The organism is Pseudomonas pergaminensis (assembly GCF_024112395.2).
GTDB classification, from domain to species: Bacteria; Pseudomonadota; Gammaproteobacteria; order Pseudomonadales; family Pseudomonadaceae; genus Aquipseudomonas; species Aquipseudomonas pergaminensis.
In genome coordinates this window covers 2,316,063-2,333,698 of the sequence record NZ_CP078013.2, presented here as the reverse complement: position 1 = coordinate 2,333,698, position 17,636 = coordinate 2,316,063, and the positions used below count along the sequence as shown (strand labels likewise).

The window sequence follows — 17,636 nt, the reverse complement described above, 5'->3', positions numbered from 1 at the left end:
CGCAGTTCAAATGTGGGAGCGGGCTTGCTCGCGAACGCAGTGTGTCAGTCACCAGATTCATGGTTGACTCACCGCTTTCGCGAGCAAGCCCGCTCCCACATTTGATCTTTATTGCCTGTCGGATTGGGGCACCGCAAACACCGCATTCGCCCGCGCCACCACCTTCTCCCCCACCTTCTCCCCCACCTTCTCCCCCACCTTCTCCCCCACCTGCAAGCTCACCGTGGCAAACGCCATCTGCCGCCCCCGCTTGTGATGCTCCAACCGCACTACAATCCACTCCCCGACCTGCACCGCCCCCAGGTAATCCAAGGTCATGCTCGCAGTAATCAACGGCAGTGGCGGCTCGCTGGAAAAGGCCATCGCGTAACCCATGCCGATGTCCGCCAGGGTCGCCAACACGCCCCCATGCACGGTGCCGCGTCCATTGGCGTGGCGATTGTCGGCACGCAGGCCGATCTCCAGTTGCAGGCCCTCCCCTCGGCAATAGGCCGGGCCGAGCAGATCCAGCAATGGACTGCTGCGGGGCAATGAAACAAAACCTTCAGGTACGGCGTGAGTGATCATGGCGGATTCTTCCCTGGAGTGAAGGTTGAGATGTACGCCTGGCCGCAAGCAGCAGCCATTACCATCTACCGCGCAAATCCCCCGCGATGCTTTGCGTTAATCCACCAGACCCGCTTTAATCGCCGCATCAACTCCCTCAAGGAACTGCAATGCGCCACCCGGACGGCAAATCCCTCGCACTTCGTGCCCCTCTTTTGACACTGCTGGCCGGCTTGGCCCTGGTTGGCTGCTCGCCCAGTGACCACTCGCCCGCACGGGTGATCAACGGCGAACAAAGCCGTGCCGGCGCGCAATTGGCCTACGAACACGAACTGAGCCTGGCCCTTCCCGGCGCCTTGCTTTCACCGCGCATGCAGGCCACTCGCGAAGCCTGCGAAACCGCGCGTTTTGGTGCCTGCAATATTCTCGGCATCACCGAAAACGACAGCGGCGGCCAGATCATCCTGCGCATCGCGCCGACCGGCGTGGAGCCGATGGTCACGATGGCCGCTGAAGGTGGCAAACTCGGCCAGCGCATCACCACCGCCGAAGACCTGGCCGATGCCGTTGCCGATGTGCGCCGTCGCCAGGACCGTCTGCAAGCCCAGCAGCAACGCCTCGACGAACTGGCCAAACGCAAGGACATCACCGTCAGTGACCTGATTGCCTTAAGCAAGGAACAGGCGGGCATTGAAAACGAGCTGCAGGAACTGGCACAGGTTGCCGCCGGCCAGCAACGCCGCCTCGATACCAATCGTGTGACCCTGAACTTCCGCTCCTCCGATGGTGCAAACCAGCAGTCGAGGTTCAGCCGCATGTTCAGCAGCTTGGGCGACAACCTGGTGGACGGCACTGCCGACGCCCTGGAGCGGTCGGCCTATGTACTGCCGTTCGTGATCCTGGCGTTTCCGGTGGTGTGGTTGTGGGTGTGGCTGTGGCGCCGCTTTGTTGTGAAGAGCCGCCCTGTGGTGAGCGGGCTTGCCCCGCGCTGGGGTGCGAAGCCCCCCCAGAATGAGCCGCAGAGTGACACCTGAAAGTCCTCAGTGTCTTTGATTGGGGCTGCTACGCACCCCAGCGCGGGACAAGCCCGCTCACCACAAAGCTGATCAGCGCTTCATGCACCGCTGATAACGCTCATCCACCTGCTTGGCGAACCACGCCGTGGTGAGGTTGCGAGTGATCTTGGGGCTCTTGAGCACGATGCCCGGCAGGATCGCCCGTGGCATCGGTTTGCCCGCGGCCTTGTCGGCCAGGGCAAACACGCGCTTGTAGAGGGTGGTGTCCTCGAAATCCAGTTGCTCGCCCTGCTCCAGTTGACTGCGGATGCTGGGGTTGCGCATATCCAGCTTCCCGCCCAATGAACGCACTGCCAATTCGGTGGTGCCGGGGAGCAATGAACCGTAGCGAATCAAATCCCCATCCAGCGCCAACTCGGTGCCCGAGGCGCGGCTGACAGCCGCCTGGAACGCGGCATTGCGGCTGGCGTACCAACCGGCATTGAAGTCGGCAAAGCGGTACAGCGGCTGGTCATAGTTCACCGGGTAACCGAGCAAATGCGCAATGCCGAAGTACATGCCGCCACGCCGGGTGAATACCTCGCGGCGAATACTGCCGTCCACCGTATAGGGATAACCCCGTGCCTGTTTCTGCGCAAAGTCGATACTCACCTGCATCGGGCCGGCGGTGTGCACCGGGTTGAACCCGCCAAACAGTGTGTTGCCCAGGGGCACCATGCTGATGAAGTCGTCGAAGATGCCGCTCAGGTCCTTCTCCGTGCGCGCCGCGCTCAGGCGGTCGGCGTAGGTCTTGCCGGTGGGCGAGCGCAGTTGCAGCGCGCTGCGCACGACAAAGGCCGGTACGTGGATTTTCCCGGCGCGCCGCAGGATCTCGTCCTGGGCGATCTTGCCCATGTTCGGCACAGGCGGGTCGACCTGGTAGGTGGACTCCTGCTCGGTGACCGCCAGCACGGCACAGATATTTTCCGTGCTGGGGTAGATTTTCTGGGTGTCGAAGGCGGTGTAGATGTCCTGGGCCCAGCCATTGCGGTCCGGCACCTTGGCCGGCAGCAGGCGCACAATCTGCGCCTTCACCTCGGCCTCGCTGCGTTCCGGCTGTTGCGGGTTGCGTGTGGTAGAGCAACCGGCCAGTACCAGTAAAGTGGCAAGGCACAGGATCAGTCGGCTTGGGTACATGGAGCTTCCTTGGGTGGCGACGGCCGGGGCATTGCAGATATCGACCGGTAAGTCTAACCAGGGTTCGCCCACCTTGCGCGCTCGCCAGTAACCCGCAAAACGCAGAACTGGTTGCGCCGCAGCTTTGCGACAACCTTTGCGGGGTTGGAATTGAACCTGACGTTCACACAGCGCTGACACCCCACAAAACCGTAGGAGCTGGCTTGCCGGCACAGGCACCTCGGTGTTTAGTAACACCGAGGTGATGCTATCGCCGGCAAGCCAGCTCCTACAGTGGAGGCACGTTTAGATGCCGGCCAATGCCAAATCCATCGCGAAGTAGGTGAAGATCAAATCCGCACCCGCGCGCTTGATCGAGCCCAAGGTCTCGCGCACCACGCGGTCTTCATCAATCGCGCCGGCCTGGGCGCCGAATTTGATCATCGCGTACTCGCCGCTCACCTGATACGCCGCCACCGGCAGGCGCGAGGCTTCGCGGATGTCGCGGATGATGTCGAGGTAGGCGCCGGCGGGCTTGACCATCAGTGCATCCGCGCCCTCCTGCTCGTCCAGCAGCGATTCACGCACGGCTTCGCGGCGGTTCATCGGGTTCATCTGGTAGCTTTTGCGGTCGCCCTTGAGCGCGCTGCCACCGGCTTCGCGGAACGGGCCGTAGAGGGCCGAGGCGAACTTGGTGGAATACGCCATGATCGGGATATGGGTGAAACCGGCATCGTCCAGGGCACGGCGAATCGCCTGGACCTGGCCGTCCATCGCCGCCGACGGGGCGATGACGTCGGCACCGGCACGGGCCGCCGCCACGGCCTGCTTGCCGAGGTTGACCAGGGTCGCGTCGTTGTCGACATGGGCACCGTGCATCACGCCGCAGTGGCCGTGATCGGTGTATTCGCAGAAGCAGGTGTCGGACATCACGATCATCTCAGGCACGGCGTCCTTGATGATCGAGGACATGCGCGAGACCAGGCCGCGTTCTTTCCAGGTGTCGCTGCCGCTGGCGTCCAGGTGGTGGGACACGCCAAAGGTCATCACCGACTTGATACCGGCACGGGCGTAGCGCTCGATCTCGCCGGCCAGTTTCTTCTCTGGGATGCGCAACACGCCCGGCATGCTGGTGATCGGCACGAAGTCGTCGATTTCTTCTTCGACGAAGATCGGCAACACCAAGTCGTTGAGGGTGAATTCGCTTTCCTGGAACAAGCCCCGTAGCTCCGGGGAGCGGCGCAGGCGGCGTGGGCGGGCTTGGGGGAACTGGCTGGTCATGGCAATCCTGAAAAAAATGGCAGAAAACGAAAATAGTGGGGCGAAAGCTTATGCCCCCAGGCCCTCGCAGCACAAACGCCGAGGGGCCAACAGTGTATTGCGCAGGCCGTAACAATTTATTGATCTAGAGCTGTACACGCCCGTCGATGCACACCGCCACGGCACCACCGACCCAGATTTCATCGCCCTGGCGCTCAACGTGAATCCGCCCCGCACGCCCAATGGCCGTGCCTTGGCTGACCACGTAGCGCTCGGGCGCCAGGCCCTCGCCGAGCAACCATTGCGCAAGCCCGGCGTTCAAGCTGCCGGTGGCCGGGTCTTCCTGGGCACCGTCGCCTGCAATAAAGGCGCGCACCTCAAATTGCGTGTCCACCTCGTCGCGGGTGGGTTCGCAAGGGGCGATCACGCCCACGGCCAGGCCGAGCAGTTGCGCGTAATCCGGCTGCAGGTCCAGCACTTGGTTGCGCTCGGCCAGCATCACTGCCAGCCAGCCCGCGCCGTTATCCACCCACTGGCTGCGCACAATCGCGTCGGGCGCCAACCCCAGCGCCAAGCGCACGCGCTCTATCACAGCGGCTTCCACCGGGCCGGAGCGCATCAACGGTGGCGCGATAAACGCCAGCTCCTCACCTTGACGGCGGATACGCACCAGGCCGATTTCGCACTCCTGGATGATCTCCTCGCCTTTCGGGATACCGCCTGCCTGCAGCCACGCGTGGCAACTGCCCAGCGTAGGGTGCCCGGCGAACGGCAATTCCTTCAAGGTGGTGAAAATGCGCACCCGGTAGTCAGCCCTGGGATCGCGGGGTGTGAGCAAGAACGTGGTTTCGCTGAGGTTGGTCCAGTTGGCAAAATCCGCCATCTGCTGGTCGCTCAGGCTGTCGGCACCGAACACCACTGCCAGCGGGTTGCCCTTGAGCGGCACGCAGCTGAATACGTCGAGCTGCTTGAAATCGAAAGTCGGCATGTTCAACCCGGAATATTCAGGCCACGGATCACCGCCGGCCGTGCGACGAAACCGTCCAGCGCGCGCAGTACATTGGGGAAATCAGCGATACCCACGAGGTCACCGGATTCGTAGAAGCCGATCAGGTTGCGGATCCACGGGAATGTCGCGATGTCGGCGATGCTGTACTCATCGCCCATGATCCAGGTACGGCCCAGCAGGCGTTTTTCCAGCACGTCCAGTAGGCGGCGGGATTCGGCGGCGTAGCGGTCGCGGGGGCGCTTGTCTTCGTAGGCCTTGCCGGCGAATTTGTTGAAGAACCCCAGTTGGCCAAACATCGGGCCGATACCGCCCATCTGGAACATCAGCCACTGGATCGTTTCATAGCGCGTGGCCGGGTCTTCGGAGAGCAACTGGCTGGTTTTCTCCGCCAGATAGATCAGGATCGCGCCAGACTCGAACAACGCCAGCGGCTGGCCGCTGGGGCCATTGGGGTCAATGATCGCGGGAATCTTGTTGTTCGGGTTCAGGGACAGGAACTCGGGCGATAGCTGGTCCTGGGTCTCGAAGCTGACCTTGTGCGCTTCATAGGGCAGGCCCAGTTCTTCAAGCATGATCGACACTTTTACCCCGTTGGGGGTAGGCAGCGAGTACAGTTGCAGGCGCTCAGGGTGCTGGGCGGGCCATTTGCTGTTGATCGGGAATGCAGCGAGTGGGTTCATCGGGAAATCCCTGTGCAGAAAGGCCCCATGATAGTCATCCCGGCGATGTCCTGCATGGGTCATCAATACGCAACAAGCGCTGGCTATTCTCCCGCGTGGGCGAACCAATAAGCCCTTGCGCACTCTTAAGTGCGCTCAATCGGTGAACGGAGACACCTCGCCATATCGACAGGGAACACCGCAGGACGCTTTTAGCGTCACTGGGGCCGGGCTTGTCCGCCCTCACCCGATGCACTGAAGACTCGACACTTATGACAATCAAGCCTCTGTGCCTTGCGCTGCGCCTGAAACGATATTCATACATCATGTTGCCGCTGCTGCTGGTCGGCGGCGCCATCGGCCTCACCCTGGAGTCGCGCATCAGCCGTGCCGAACAGGTGGACGGCGTGCAAACCCTGGTGTTCCTGCGCCACGCGGAAAAACCCGCTGGCGGCCTGGGCCAACTCAATTGCCAGGGCCTCAACCGTGCAATGAACCTGGCCACGGTGCTGCCGGAAAAATTCGGCAAGGCCGATTTCGTCTTCGCCGCCAACCCGACCCGCAATGTGGAAGAAGGCGAGTTGGACAATTCCTACAGCTACATCCGCCCCTTGATGACCATCAGCCCCAGCGCAATTAAGTTGGGCCTGCCGGTGAACATCAAGTTTTCGGCCAACGACACGAGTGACCTCGCCGACGAGTTGGTGGAAGACAAGTACCATAACGCCACGATCTATACCGCCTGGTCACACGGTTACCTGCCTGAGTTGATCAACAAGGTGGCGAGTGAAGCTTCGGGGGAAAAGCACACGATTACCGAAGATTGGTCCGGTAGCGACTACGACACGCTGTACGTGTTGACGCTGACCTGGCATAACGGCAAGGCTTCGCTGCTGAGCCGCAATTACAAGCAAGGCTTGAACAATGGCGATGAGAGCTGCCCGGATCCTACACAGGTGAGCGCAGATTCCTGACGGCGCAAGGCCGGTTGGGTTTCTGGGAGTTTAGGTAGTTGGGTACGGTGCTGGGGCTGTGGTGAGGGAGCTTGCTCCCGCTGGGGGACTACAGCTATCTGACTGTAACCCTGCGATCTAAAAATGTGGGAGCTGGCTTGCCTGCGAAGACGGCCTGACAGCCGACCACGCTCTAACTGCCACCCCACGCTCCAAATGTGGGAGCTGGCTTGCCTGCGAAGACGGCCTCACAGCCGACCACGCTCTAACTGCCACCCCACGATCCAAATGTGGGAGCTGGCTTGCCTGCGAAGGCGGCCTAACAGCCGACCACGCTCTAACTGCCACCCCACGATCCAAATGTGGGAGCTGGCTTGCCTGCGAAGACGGCCTGACAGCCGACCACAAACTAACTGTCGCCCCGCGATCCAAATGTGGGAGCTGGCTTGCCTGCGAAGACGGCCTCACAGCCGACCAGGATGTTGGATCAGACCGAGTACATATCCGTTACTTGGGTAATGGCTGCTAATGGTTCCGCCCTTACGGCGGGTCACTTTGGAAAAGCCCCAAAGTAACCAAAGGGCTCTTGCCCCAACACTCGGCACCTCGCCTAGGCTCGGTGTGCCCGTAATCCGACAGGTATTTGGGGGGCCGCCGCCACGCGCCATCCATGGCGCGGGGCGGCTAAACCGGCATCCCTGCCGGTTTACCCCCCAAATCCCTGTCGAATTCCGGCCAGCGTGTTTGACGGGGCGCCTTAGATCAAAAGCGGATCAAAAGCGAATCAAGAGCAGGATCAAGAGCAAGATCAAGATCAAGAGCGGCTCGCTTCGCATCGTGGTTGGCGGTGGGAGCGGAGCGAGCCTGTGTTTCTGCTGTTATTGCCGGGCAGCCAGCAAGCGCTTGTGGCGGTTGCGGCGGGCGATGTTCAAGCATTCGATGGCCGCCGAGAATGCCATGGCTGCGTATACGTAGCCTTTAGGCACGTGGGCGCCGAAGCCTTCGGCGATCAATGTCATACCGATCATGATCAGGAAGCCCAGGGCCAGCATGACTACGGTCGGGTTGTCATTGATGAACTTGGCCAACGGCTCGGCCGCCACCAGCATCACGATGACCGAGGTCACTACGGCAATGATCATGATCGGCAAGTGCTCGGTCATGCCCACGGCGGTGATGATGCTGTCGATGGAGAACACCAGGTCGAGCAACAGGATCTGGCCGATGGCCGCGGCAAAACCGATCGCCACGACGTTGCTGGTGCTGGTTTCCTTCTCTTCCGGCTCCGGGTCCATGCTGTGGTGGATCTCGGTAGTCGCCTTCCACACCAGGAACAGGCCACCGGCGATGAGGATCATGTCCTTCCACGAGAAGCCCTGGCCGAACACTTCGAACACCGGCGTCGTCAGTTGCACGATAAATGCGATGGTGCTCAACAGGCCCAGGCGCAATACCAACGCCATGCTGATACCGATGCGTCGTGCCTTGGCCCGATGCTTCTCCGGCAATTTGTTGGTGAGGATCGAGATGAAGATCAGGTTATCGATGCCCAGCACGATCTCCATGACGATCAAGGTTGCCAGGGCAACCCAGGCGGTGGGGCTGGCGGCCAGTTGTAAAAGGTAGTCCATAGGTCAGTCCTGACGTTGTACGGGAAATGAGGGGCGGGTCATTAAGCTTCGTTGCAGTTCGATTCGGCTTCTTTCTCTTCCTGGTCATCCTTCTTCTGCGGGGTGATCAGGCCGTTTGTCGCTTCACTCAATGCCTGTTCGGCGGCTTTGTGGGTGTCATCGATCGCTTGCTTGGCCGACTCGGTGGCCTTGCCCAGCACCTGCTGCGCGCTTTTCTCGACCTGATCGCAACCGCCGATCACTACCAATGAAAGCGCAAGCAACGCTGCCGCGCCCAGGGAATTGAGTTTCATGATGTCTTCCTCGTTAGAACCATTGGGTCCAAATAGTGGCCCCGCGATAGCGAGGCATTCTATGCAGGCGGACAGTTCAGGAAAATTCGTATTTTTCTCGCGTATACTTCGGTTTTCACGAAGTGATGACCACTATGCTCAATTACCGACAACTGCACTACTTCTGGGTGGTGGCCAAGACCGGCAGCATCGTGCGCGCCTGTGAGCAACTCAACCTCACGCCCCAGACCATCAGCGGGCAGATCAGCCTGCTGGAAGAGACCTATTGCGTGGCGCTATTCCAGCGCGTCGGCCGCCAGTTGGAACTGACCGAAGCCGGTCGCCAGGCCCTGCCCTACGCCGAACAGATGTTCCAGACCGGTAATGAATTGGAGGCGATGCTGCGCGCGCAACCCGACGAACAGCAGATCCTGTTCCGCGTCGGCGTGGCGGATGTGGTGCCCAAGTCCATCGTCTACCGGCTGATCGCGCCGACCATGGAGTTGAGCGAGCCGATCCGCATCACCTGCCGCGAAGACAAACTCGAACGCCTGCTGGCCGACCTGGCGATCCAGCGCCTGGACCTGGTGATTTCCGACAGCCCCATGCCCACGCACCTGGACATCAAGGGCTACAGCCAGAAACTGGGGGAATGTGGCATCAGTTTTTTCGCCACCCAGGCGTTGGCTGACGCCTACGGGGGTGACTTCCCACAGTGCCTGCACGGCGCACCGTTGTTGATTCCCGGCGCGGAAACCGTGGTGCGCAGCCGGTTGCAGCGCTGGTTTGCCGAGCAGCAGATCCAACCGAAGATTATCGGCGAGTTCGATGACAGCGCCTTGATGCAGGCTTTCGGTCAATCCGGCAGCGGGATCTTCATCGCCCCCAGCGTGATTGCCGATGAGGTGGTGCGCCAGTACGGCGTGGCGCTGATTGGCCAGACCGTGGCCGTGACCGAGTCGTTCTACGCGATCTCGGTGGAGCGCAAGGTCAAGCACCCCGGTATCGTGGCGATTACCGAAGGCGCGCGACGGGAGTTGTTTACCACCCTGCCCTGACGGTTCAAGCCTGGGAGGCAACCGGTTGCTTGGCAGTCATCAGCCACAACGCCAGCAAGATCGACACCAGGATAAACCCGGATGCCGCAAAGCCCAGGCTGCCCAGGCCGAGGGTGTCGATCACATGGCCGCCGACCATCGCCCCCAGGCCAATCCCCAGGTTGGCGCCGGCAATATTCAGCGACGCGGCAAACGCCGGCGCATGGGGCGCGGCCTTCATCAGGCGCACATGGCTGACCAGGAACATGGCCGCCTGGGTCACGCCCCACACGGCCATCGCCGCCGCCAGGCCGACGGTGGAGTGAATCGCCGGTACCAGCGCAACCATGCCGGCGATCATGAAGCCGCAGAACACCATGGAAGCGATCAACGGGTGGCGATCCACCGCACGCCCGCCCAGCGAGTTGCCGATGAGCCCGACCGCACCAAAGCCCATCAGGCACCAGCCCACCAACGTACCGTCGAAACCGGCCAGGCGCTCAAGGATGTCCGCCAGGTAGGTGTAGGCCGTGAACATGCCGCTGAACACCAGGATCGACAGCAGGATATGGCCCTGCATCAGCGGGTTGCGCAGGATCTTGAATTGCGAGCGCAACGTCACCTCATCGTTCTTCGGCTTTGTCACCGGCAGGTAGATAAACAGCAGCAAGGCCTTGGCCACCGCCACGACCGCGAGGATCGCAAACGCAGTACGCCAGCCGAACATATCGGAAATCAGCGTGCCCACCGGAATGCCGAACACCGTGGCGCAGACGATCCCGAAGCCGATCTTTTCGATGGCGCGCCCGGCGTATTCGGGGCCGACGATGTCCACCGCGGTCTCACTGGCCAAGGCCCAGAACACTGGCAAGCCCAGGGCCGGGATCAACCGCGCCAGCGCCATCACCCAGATATTCGGTGCCAGCGCCGCCACTGTATTGGCCACGCCAAACATGATCAGGATGCTGATAAATAGCCGCTTGCGTGGGAAACGCGCGCAATACGCCGTGAGAAACGGACCAAAGGCCGCCACGGTAAATGCGAACAAGGTCACCAGCAGCCCGGCCTGGGACACGCTCACGTTCAAGTCGCGGGCAATGGACGGCAGCAGGCCGACAATCACGAATTCTGTGGTCAGCACGGTAAAGCCGGCGGCCGACAGCAGCAGGATGGGAAACAACATGAAAACTCCAGAAACGACGACATCAACGACAGCCCGAAGGGCCCGCTGACAGAGAGGAAAGATGAGAGGAAGGAATCTTAACAGAGTATGTCTGGATTTGGCCAAGGCCAGCGGGCCGGGATGACGCAATGCCGCACCGTCAGGATATGTTCATACAGCATGCTAGACTTCGCGATCCGCGTCCTACAGCCGTTTCTGCGTGCGCTGCTGTGCCTTCAAAAAACTAGAGACAATGTTTATGACTGCTGCCCCTTCCCTCCTGCAACGACTGGCGCGTGTCAGCCTGGTCACGCAAATCATTATCGGCCTGACGGCTGGCATTCTACTGGCCATGCTGTTGCCCGAGGCGGCCAGGGCCACCGGGTTTATCGGCAAGGTATTCGTCGCTGCGCTCAAGGCCGTGGCGCCGATCCTGGTGTTTGTGCTGGTGATGGCGTCGATCGCCAACCACAAGCACGGCCAGGAAACCCATATCAAACCGATCCTGTTCCTGTACTTGCTGGGCACCTTTGCCGCTGCCGTGGTCGCGGTAATTGCGAGCATGTGGTTTCCCTCTTCGCTGGTGCTGGCGACCCACGATGCGACAGTGAGCGCCCCGGGCGGCATTGGTGAAGTGCTGCAAAGCCTGCTGCTGAGCGTGGTGGACAACCCGGTCAGCGCACTGATGAATGCCAACTTCATTGGCATCCTGGCCTGGGCCATCGGCATGGGGGTTGCCATCCGGCATGCCGGCGAAACCACCCGCACCGTGATCGACGACCTGTCCAACGGCGTCACGCTGATCGTGCGCGTGGTAATCCGCTTTGCGCCGCTGGGCATTTTCGGCCTGGTGGCCTCCACCCTGGCCACCTCCGGTTTCGGCGCCCTGCTCGGCTACGCTCACCTGCTGCTGGTGCTGATCGGCTGCATGCTGTTCGTCGCGCTGGTGATCAACCCGGCCATCGTGTTCTGGAAACTGCGCCGCAACCCGTACCCACTGGTGCTGATGTGCCTGCGCGAAAGCGGGATCACCGCGTTCTTCACCCGCAGTTCGGCGGCGAACATTCCGGTCAACCTGGCACTGAGCAAACGCCTGGGCCTGCACGAAGACACCTACTCGGTGTCGATCCCGCTCGGTGCCACCATCAATATGGCCGGCGCGGCGATCACCATCACCGTGCTGACCCTGGCCGCCGTGCACACTGTGGGCATCGCCGTCGACCTGCCCACGGCGGTGCTGCTCAGCGTGGTCGCGGCCATTTGCGCCTGCGGTGCTTCTGGCGTGGCGGGCGGTTCGTTGCTGTTGATTCCGCTGGCGTGCAGCCTGTTTGGCATTCCCAGCGAGATTGCCATGCAGGTGGTGGCGGTCGGTTTCATCATTGGCGTGCTGCAGGATTCGGCGGAAACCGCGTTGAATTCATCCACCGATGTGCTGTTCACCGCCGCCGCTTGCCTGGGCAAGGAAGAACAGCCGGCTTAACCGCCAGGCGAAAAAAAGCCCGGGGTCGTTCACTGAAGAACGCCCCGGGCTTTTTTGTGGCTGGGTGCTTAGAAAGCGCCCATGTAGTCGCGCTTGCCCACTTCCACACCGTTATGGCGCAGCAAGGCGTAAGCCGTGGTGACGTGGAAGAAGAACTGCGGCAGGCCGTAGGTCAGCAGGTAGGACTGGCCGCTGAAGCGCTTTTCTTTCGGCGTGCCAGGACGGGTGATGATCTCGATGCCTTCCTTGCCGTCGATCTGCGCAGGCGTAACGGTGTCGATAAAGGCCAGGACCTTGGCGATCAGCGCCTGCAGGTCGGCGAAGGTAACTTCGGTGTCTTCGTATTTCGGTACTTCGATCTCGGCCAGGCGTGCGGAAACGCCCTTGGCGAAGTCAACGGCGATCTGCACCTGGCGCACCAGTTGGAACATGTCCGGGAACAGGCGAGCCTGCAGCAAGGCGTTCGGCTCGATGTTCTTGGCGGTAGCGTGGGCTTCGGCCTTGGTCAACACGCCGCTCAGGGCGGTGAGCATTTGCTTGAAGACCGGGATGGAAGCGGCGTACAGGGAAATAGTCATGGCAGTCTCATGGTTATGGCACGGTTTGAACCAGCGGCGATTATAGACATGCCCGCAGCTTGTCTTTTATTTTTTCCGGCTTACGCTAGGCACTTCACTGCATAGGGAAAGCGCGATGACCGCCGAGCACGACACCGACACCCCTGAGCCGCGCCTGAACAGCACGGAAATCCGCATCCTGGGCTGCCTCATCGAAAAACAGGCGACCAACCCGGAAACCTACCCCCTGACCCTCAACGCCCTGGTGCTGGCCTGCAATCAGAAGACCAGCCGCGAGCCAGTGATGAACCTCAGCCAGGGCCAAGTCGGTCAGAGCCTGCGCGTGCTTGAAGGCCAAGGCTTTACCCGCCTGGTGATGGGCAGCCGTGCCGACCGCTGGGAGCATCGCGTGGACAAGGCACTGGAATTGGTGCCGGCCCAGGTGATCCTGACCGGGCTGCTGTTCTTGCGGGGGCCGCAGACCGTCAATGAACTGCTGACCCGCAGCGGGCGTATGCACGACTTCGAAGACGCCGAGCAGGTCGTGCACCAGCTCGAGCGCCTGATTGCGCGGGGGCTGGCATTACTGGTGCCGCGTCAGGCGGGCCAGCGGGAAGACCGATATACCCATGCGCTGGGTGATCCGGCGGACATCGATGCGATTCTGGCCGCGCGCGGCAGTCCGGTAGAGCGCGGGGCGGCGGTGTCCGTCGACCGGCTGGAAGAACTGGAAGCGCGGATCGCAGCGCTGGAGGAACGCCTGGCCCGGTTGGAACAGGCCTGACGCATGTGCGCACCCGGGCACCTGCGCGTGCCCGGGTGCGCCTGGCGGGGTCACACCCAACCGAGCCAGCTCCAATAGGTCGCCGCGAACACCAGCATCAAGGCATACCCCACCAGCGTCACCAGAATCCCCACCTTGGCAAACTGCCGCGCCGTGAACGTGCCCGTTCCCAGGCACACCATGTTCTGTGGCGCATTGATCGGCAGGATAAACCCGTAGCTCATCACAAACCCCAAGAGCATGGTCATGCCCAGGCGGCTGAATTCACCCGGCAAGGTCTGCAACACCGCAATCAGGATCGGCAGCAACGCCGAGGTCAGTGCGGTGGCGCTGGCAAAGCCCAGGTGGATCAGGATCAAGAACGCACCAAGAATCGCAAACACACCCAACGGCCCGACCTGATCCAACCCCGTGTGCGCCACCACGGTAGCCCCCAGCCATTGCCCGGCCTGGGTGGTCAGCAGCGCCGTACCCAGGCTGATGCCCACTCCGAACACAATCACCGTGCCCCACGGAATACGCGACTGCACATCCTTCCAGGTCATCACGCCGATCCCCGGCAACAACAAAAACACCAAGCCGGCGTAAGTGGTCGAGGTGGTGTCGAAACTGTGCAAGCGCCCTTCCGTAGCCCAGGCCAGCAGCAACAACACGGAAACGCTCAGCAAGCGTTTCTGTGGCCCGGTCATCGGGCCGATTTCCACCAGCGACTGCGCCACCGCTTCCTTGCCACCGGGAATGCTGTCGGTCTCTGGCGGCAGCAACTTGAGGACCAGAAACAGCAGCACCGCCGACATGATCAACGCCCACGGCGCGCCCGCGATCAGCCAGTCGATCCACGACACGCGCTGGCCGAGCATCTTGTCCATGAAGCCGACCGTCAGCAGGTTCTGCGCGGCGGCGGTCTGGATCCCGACGTTCCAGATGCTGGTGCCCTGGGCCACGACGATCATGATGCCGGCGGCGATGTTCGAGCGCTTGTCCACGCCGAATGCAGCAATCACCCCCATCATGATCGGCACCACACAGGCACTGCGCGCGGTGGCGCTGGGCACCACCAGGCTGAGCAGAATCGTCACCGCAATCGCCCCCAGCAGGATGCGCCGGGTGCTGGTGCCGACACGGCTCAGGGTGACCAGGGCGATACGCCGGTCCAGTCCGGTGTGGGTCATGGCCGCCGCGATAAACAGTGCCCCCGCCACCAACGCCAGCGCCGGGTTGGAGAACCCGGTGAGCGCCATGCTGATTGCCGGGCTGGTGCCGATCACATGCGTGGGGTCTTGCAGCGACGGCGCGGTGCCAAGCAGAAAGGCCATCAGCGAAGTGATCATGATCGCGCTGGCCTCATAGGACACCGCCTCGGTGATCCACACCACCACGGCAAACGCGAGGATCGCCAGCATGCGGTGCCCGGCCACCGGCAAGTCGGCGGGCAGCGGCAACAACAACACCCCGGCCATCACCAGCACGGCGATCACCAGGCCCAGGGGGAGTTTGAAAGATGCCGCGCTCATGGGGTGCTCCAAGGCTCTAGATCAGGCCTTGAGCATGAGGCAAAGCGCCGCGCGGCGTGTTGACAGGTGTCAACGCCCTAGGCCAATAACTGGCTGAGCACCGCGCGTAACTTGCCGGGCTTGACCGGCTTGTTCAACAAGGGCGCTTCCAGCCGGCGAAGGGCGCGTCGGCATTGGTCGGTACGGTCTGCCGTGATGATCACGGCCGGGATTTTCTGCTCGAAATGCTCGCGCAGGTGCTTGACCACCGCGCAGCCCACCACCCCGTGGTCCAAGTGATAGTCCGCCAGGATCAGCTCCGGCGCCCGGCCCTGCAGCGCCAGCAACGCACCCGCCTGGTCAGTGGCGGTGACCACTTCACACCCCCACTGCCCGAGCAGCGCGCGCATGCTTTCGAGGATGCTCACCTCATTATCGATCACCAGCAAACGCCGCCCCGGCAAGGGGTTGCCGGTGGTCGGCTGCACCGGCAACTGGCTGATCGGCAGGGGCATGTCGGCACTCAACGGTACCTCGATACTGAACATTGAACCGCGCCCCGGCCAGGAGCGCACGGCAATCGGGTACCGCAAAATCTCGGCGATACGCTCCACAATCGCCAAGCCCAACCCTACGCCCTTGCGGTCCGCCGCGCGGCCGACGTCGAGCTGGTTGAACTCGAGGAAAATCGCCTGCAGCCGGTCCGCCGCAATCCCGCGCCCGGTGTCCCACACTTCCAGGCGCAGGCAATCGCCCCGCTTGCGCGCGCCCAGCAGGATGCAACCTTCGTCGGTATAGCGGCAGGCGTTGCTGAGGAAATTACGCAGGATCCGCGTCAGCAGCCGCAAGTCGGTGCTGATCGCATAAGGCCCGGTGTGCACCCGCAGGTTCAAGCCCGCCGCCTGGGCCACCGATTGAAATTCCGAGACCAGCGGTGCGAACAGCTCGTCGAGGCGATACAGCGCCACATCCGGCTTGACTGCGGCCTGGTCGAGTCGTGAGATGTCCAGCAAGTCGGTGAGCAAATCCTCGGCGCCTTCCAGCGCCTGGTGCGTGCGTTCCACCAGCACCTGCTCGACGCTAGGCAACTGGCGCTCACGCAGGGTGGCGATCAACAGCCGTGCGGCGTTGAGCGGCTGCAACAGGTCATGGCTGGCGGCGGCCAGGTATTTGTCTTTGCTGCGGTTGGCCGCCTGGGCGGCGTCGCGGGCGTCGCGCAGGTCCTGTTCGATCTGCTCGCGCTGGGCAATCTGCTGTTGCAGGTTGTGGTTGGCTTCCAGCAACTCGTCGGTGCGCGCGGCGACGCGTTGTTCCAGCTCGTCGTTGAGGCGGATATAACGCTTGCGCTCGGCCTCCAGCTCATCCAGCCGGGCGGTGAGTTCCGGGTAGTGGCTCTTGCGTGCCGAATGGTTGCCCAGCCCCAAGAGCCCGGCAAGGGCACGTTGCTGGTCGTCAGAGAGCTTCGCCATAGACGACCTCGACGTCACGCTGGCTGGACTCACGCGGGTTGGTGAGGATGCACGGGTCGTGCATCGCATGCTGGGACAGGAACGGAATATCCGCCACGCGCACGCCGTGAAGGCCGAGGGTTTCGTTGAAGCCGATCGCGTGCTTGAGCGCGATCAGATGGTCCACCAGCCGCGCGCAGATTTGTCGATGGTTGAGGCCCCGGCAGTCGATGCCGAACGTCTCGGCAATCACCTTGAAACGCTCCGGCGCCGAGCTGTAGTTGAACGCCACCACATGCTCGACCAGCACCGCGTTGCACAGCCCGTGGGGCAAGTCGAGGAAGCCCCCCAGGCTGTGGGACATGGCGTGCACCGCGCCCAGGATCGCATTGGAAAACGCCAGCCCGGCCTGCATGCTGCCCAGCATGATTTTCTCACGCAGGGCGATGTCGCTGGGGTTGGCGATCATCTGCACCAGGTTGCCGTTGATCAACCGCATCGCCTCCAGCGCATGGGGGTCCGTCAGCGGGCCATGACCGGTGGAAACGAACGCTTCGATGGCATGCACCAACGCGTCGATGCCGGTGCAGGCGGACAGGAACGGGTCCATGCTGGCGGTGGTTTCCGGGTCGATCAGCGACACATCCGGCACCACGGCCTTGCTGACGATGGAGAACTTCATGCGCTCCTGCTGATTGGAGATGATCACGAACTGCGAGACATCCGCCGAGGTGCCGGCGGTGGTCGGAATCAGGATCAATGGCGGGCTGGGCACGCGAAGGGTGTCGACACCTTCGAATTCGAGGATGCTGCGCCCGTGGGCCACCACAATGCCGATGGCCTTGCCGCAATCCATGGGGCTACCGCCGCCGATGGCGACGATCACGTCGCAGTGGTTTTCGCGGTACACCTCGGCACCGAGCATCACTTCTTCGACACGCGGGTTGGGGGACACGGCGGTGTACAGGCAGTAGTCGATGCCGATGGCTTGCAGGCTGGCTTCCACATCGGCGACCCAACCGGCGGCGATCACACCGGGGTCGCTGACCACCAGCACCTTGCGCGCGCCGAAGGTCTTGGCGTAGTTGCCAACGTTGTGCCGGCAACCGGCACCAAAGATGATTTCAGGCGAGACGAATTTACGCAGAAGGCTCAGATTAGGGCTCATTGGAAA

The 17,636-nt window shown here is 62.2% G+C and carries 17 protein-coding genes; 5 read left to right on the top strand and 12 right to left on the bottom strand.

Translation table 11 applies throughout. From position 1 onward, the window contains the following. Positions 1–108 precede the first annotated feature (108 nt). Positions 109–567, bottom strand: coding sequence for a PaaI family thioesterase (locus tag KUA23_RS10755; protein ID WP_252993908.1), 459 nt, complete (start codon positions 565–567; stop codon positions 109–111). A 149-nt stretch (positions 568–716) separates the two neighbouring features. Here KUA23_RS10755 and KUA23_RS10750 point away from each other — a divergent pair, with 149 nt between their 5' ends. After that, on the top strand, positions 717–1,580 hold the full coding sequence (locus tag KUA23_RS10750) for a DUF4349 domain-containing protein (RefSeq protein WP_252993907.1): 864 nt from the start codon (positions 717–719) through the stop codon (positions 1,578–1,580). Between the two features lie 72 nt (positions 1,581–1,652). Here the strand turns inward: KUA23_RS10750 and KUA23_RS10745 are convergent, their stop codons facing one another. The 4 genes from KUA23_RS10745 to KUA23_RS10730 all read right to left on the bottom strand — a co-directional run bounded on the left by KUA23_RS10745 (position 1,653) and on the right by KUA23_RS10730 (position 5,666). Next, positions 1,653–2,738, bottom strand: coding sequence for a DUF1615 domain-containing protein (locus KUA23_RS10745; RefSeq protein ID WP_252993906.1), 1,086 nt, complete (start codon positions 2,736–2,738; stop codon positions 1,653–1,655). Positions 2,739–3,023: 285 nt separating this feature from the next. Beyond that, positions 3,024–3,998 (bottom strand): porphobilinogen synthase, encoded by a 975-nt coding sequence (gene hemB, locus KUA23_RS10740; protein ID WP_016977356.1) that lies wholly within the window; start codon positions 3,996–3,998, stop codon positions 3,024–3,026. 124 nt (positions 3,999–4,122) lie between these two features. After that, the gene (locus KUA23_RS10735; RefSeq protein ID WP_252993905.1) at positions 4,123–4,965 is read right to left on the bottom strand and encodes a PhzF family phenazine biosynthesis protein; all 843 of its coding nucleotides are present in this window, start codon (positions 4,963–4,965) and stop codon (positions 4,123–4,125) included. Between the two features lie 2 nt (positions 4,966–4,967). Next, the gene (locus tag KUA23_RS10730) at positions 4,968–5,666 is read right to left on the bottom strand and encodes a glutathione S-transferase N-terminal domain-containing protein (RefSeq protein WP_078047814.1); all 699 of its coding nucleotides are present in this window, start codon (positions 5,664–5,666) and stop codon (positions 4,968–4,970) included. Between the two features lie 251 nt (positions 5,667–5,917). Between KUA23_RS10730 and KUA23_RS10725 the strand changes: the two genes are divergently transcribed. Beyond that, positions 5,918–6,619: a histidine phosphatase family protein gene (locus KUA23_RS10725; protein WP_078047813.1), complete on the top strand. Its 702-nt coding sequence runs from the start codon at positions 5,918–5,920 to the stop codon at positions 6,617–6,619. 857 nt (positions 6,620–7,476) lie between these two features. Here KUA23_RS10725 and KUA23_RS10720 read toward each other — a convergent pair. Beyond that, complete coding sequence (locus KUA23_RS10720) at positions 7,477–8,229, bottom strand: TerC family protein (RefSeq protein WP_078047812.1); 753 nt, start codon at positions 8,227–8,229, stop codon at positions 7,477–7,479. Positions 8,230–8,270: 41 nt separating this feature from the next. Further along, positions 8,271–8,522 carry a hypothetical protein gene (locus KUA23_RS10715; RefSeq protein ID WP_252993904.1) on the bottom strand — a complete coding sequence of 84 codons (252 nt, stop codon included), beginning with the start codon at positions 8,520–8,522 and terminating at the stop codon, positions 8,271–8,273. Positions 8,523–8,656: 134 nt separating this feature from the next. Here KUA23_RS10715 and nhaR point away from each other — a divergent pair, with 134 nt between their 5' ends. Further along, positions 8,657–9,559 (top strand): transcriptional activator NhaR, encoded by a 903-nt coding sequence (gene nhaR, locus KUA23_RS10710; protein ID WP_252993903.1) that lies wholly within the window; start codon positions 8,657–8,659, stop codon positions 9,557–9,559. A gap of 4 nt (positions 9,560–9,563) precedes the next feature. On the opposite strand, the gene KUA23_RS10705 is transcribed toward nhaR, so the two are convergent. After that, entirely contained in the window at positions 9,564–10,721 is a 1,158-nt protein-coding gene (locus KUA23_RS10705) for an MFS transporter (RefSeq protein WP_078047808.1), read from the bottom strand. 238 nt (positions 10,722–10,959) lie between these two features. Here KUA23_RS10705 and sstT point away from each other — a divergent pair, with 238 nt between their 5' ends. After that, entirely contained in the window at positions 10,960–12,180 is a 1,221-nt protein-coding gene (gene sstT, locus KUA23_RS10700; RefSeq protein ID WP_078047807.1) for a serine/threonine transporter SstT, read from the top strand. A gap of 68 nt (positions 12,181–12,248) precedes the next feature. On the opposite strand, the gene KUA23_RS10695 is transcribed toward sstT, so the two are convergent. Further along, complete coding sequence (locus tag KUA23_RS10695; protein WP_078047806.1) at positions 12,249–12,758, bottom strand: DUF1993 domain-containing protein; 510 nt, start codon at positions 12,756–12,758, stop codon at positions 12,249–12,251. Positions 12,759–12,873: 115 nt separating this feature from the next. Here KUA23_RS10695 and KUA23_RS10690 point away from each other — a divergent pair, with 115 nt between their 5' ends. Then, entirely contained in the window at positions 12,874–13,521 is a 648-nt protein-coding gene (locus KUA23_RS10690; RefSeq protein WP_252993902.1) for a YceH family protein, read from the top strand. Positions 13,522–13,571: 50 nt separating this feature from the next. Here the strand turns inward: KUA23_RS10690 and KUA23_RS10685 are convergent, their stop codons facing one another. From KUA23_RS10685 to ercA, 3 genes are all read right to left on the bottom strand, one after another. Next, the gene (locus KUA23_RS10685; protein WP_214498446.1) at positions 13,572–15,035 is read right to left on the bottom strand and encodes a DASS family sodium-coupled anion symporter; all 1,464 of its coding nucleotides are present in this window, start codon (positions 15,033–15,035) and stop codon (positions 13,572–13,574) included. Positions 15,036–15,112: 77 nt separating this feature from the next. Beyond that, positions 15,113–16,483 carry an ATP-binding response regulator gene (locus tag KUA23_RS10680; protein ID WP_078047803.1) on the bottom strand — a complete coding sequence of 457 codons (1,371 nt, stop codon included), beginning with the start codon at positions 16,481–16,483 and terminating at the stop codon, positions 15,113–15,115. Then, positions 16,467–17,630, bottom strand: a complete 1,164-nt coding sequence (gene ercA / locus KUA23_RS10675; RefSeq protein WP_078047802.1) for an alcohol dehydrogenase-like regulatory protein ErcA — start codon at positions 17,628–17,630, stop codon at positions 16,467–16,469. Before ercA ends, KUA23_RS10680 begins: the two co-directional genes overlap by 17 nt. Between the last annotated feature and the right edge of the window lie 6 nt (positions 17,631–17,636).

What these genes read in the sequence shown, in the direction of transcription:
- KUA23_RS10755 (WP_252993908.1), bottom strand. Translation starts at nt 567, where the DNA reads ATGATCACTCACGCCGTACCTGAAGGTTTTGTTTCATTGCCCCGCAGC.
- KUA23_RS10750 (WP_252993907.1), top strand. Translation starts at nt 717, where the DNA reads ATGCGCCACCCGGACGGCAAATCCCTCGCACTTCGTGCCCCTCTTTTG.
- KUA23_RS10745 (WP_252993906.1), bottom strand. Translation starts at nt 2,738, where the DNA reads ATGTACCCAAGCCGACTGATCCTGTGCCTTGCCACTTTACTGGTACTG.
- hemB (WP_016977356.1), bottom strand. Translation starts at nt 3,998, where the DNA reads ATGACCAGCCAGTTCCCCCAAGCCCGCCCACGCCGCCTGCGCCGCTCC.
- KUA23_RS10735 (WP_252993905.1), bottom strand. Translation starts at nt 4,965, where the DNA reads ATGCCGACTTTCGATTTCAAGCAGCTCGACGTATTCAGCTGCGTGCCG.
- KUA23_RS10730 (WP_078047814.1), bottom strand. Translation starts at nt 5,666, where the DNA reads ATGAACCCACTCGCTGCATTCCCGATCAACAGCAAATGGCCCGCCCAG.
- KUA23_RS10725 (WP_078047813.1), top strand. Translation starts at nt 5,918, where the DNA reads ATGACAATCAAGCCTCTGTGCCTTGCGCTGCGCCTGAAACGATATTCA.
- KUA23_RS10720 (WP_078047812.1), bottom strand. Translation starts at nt 8,229, where the DNA reads ATGGACTACCTTTTACAACTGGCCGCCAGCCCCACCGCCTGGGTTGCC.
- KUA23_RS10715 (WP_252993904.1), bottom strand. Translation starts at nt 8,522, where the DNA reads ATGAAACTCAATTCCCTGGGCGCGGCAGCGTTGCTTGCGCTTTCATTG.
- nhaR (WP_252993903.1), top strand. Translation starts at nt 8,657, where the DNA reads ATGCTCAATTACCGACAACTGCACTACTTCTGGGTGGTGGCCAAGACC.
- KUA23_RS10705 (WP_078047808.1), bottom strand. Translation starts at nt 10,721, where the DNA reads ATGTTGTTTCCCATCCTGCTGCTGTCGGCCGCCGGCTTTACCGTGCTG.
- sstT (WP_078047807.1), top strand. Translation starts at nt 10,960, where the DNA reads ATGACTGCTGCCCCTTCCCTCCTGCAACGACTGGCGCGTGTCAGCCTG.
- KUA23_RS10695 (WP_078047806.1), bottom strand. Translation starts at nt 12,758, where the DNA reads ATGACTATTTCCCTGTACGCCGCTTCCATCCCGGTCTTCAAGCAAATG.
- KUA23_RS10690 (WP_252993902.1), top strand. Translation starts at nt 12,874, where the DNA reads ATGACCGCCGAGCACGACACCGACACCCCTGAGCCGCGCCTGAACAGC.
- KUA23_RS10685 (WP_214498446.1), bottom strand. Translation starts at nt 15,035, where the DNA reads ATGAGCGCGGCATCTTTCAAACTCCCCCTGGGCCTGGTGATCGCCGTG.
- KUA23_RS10680 (WP_078047803.1), bottom strand. Translation starts at nt 16,483, where the DNA reads ATGGCGAAGCTCTCTGACGACCAGCAACGTGCCCTTGCCGGGCTCTTG.
- ercA (WP_078047802.1), bottom strand. Translation starts at nt 17,630, where the DNA reads ATGAGCCCTAATCTGAGCCTTCTGCGTAAATTCGTCTCGCCTGAAATC.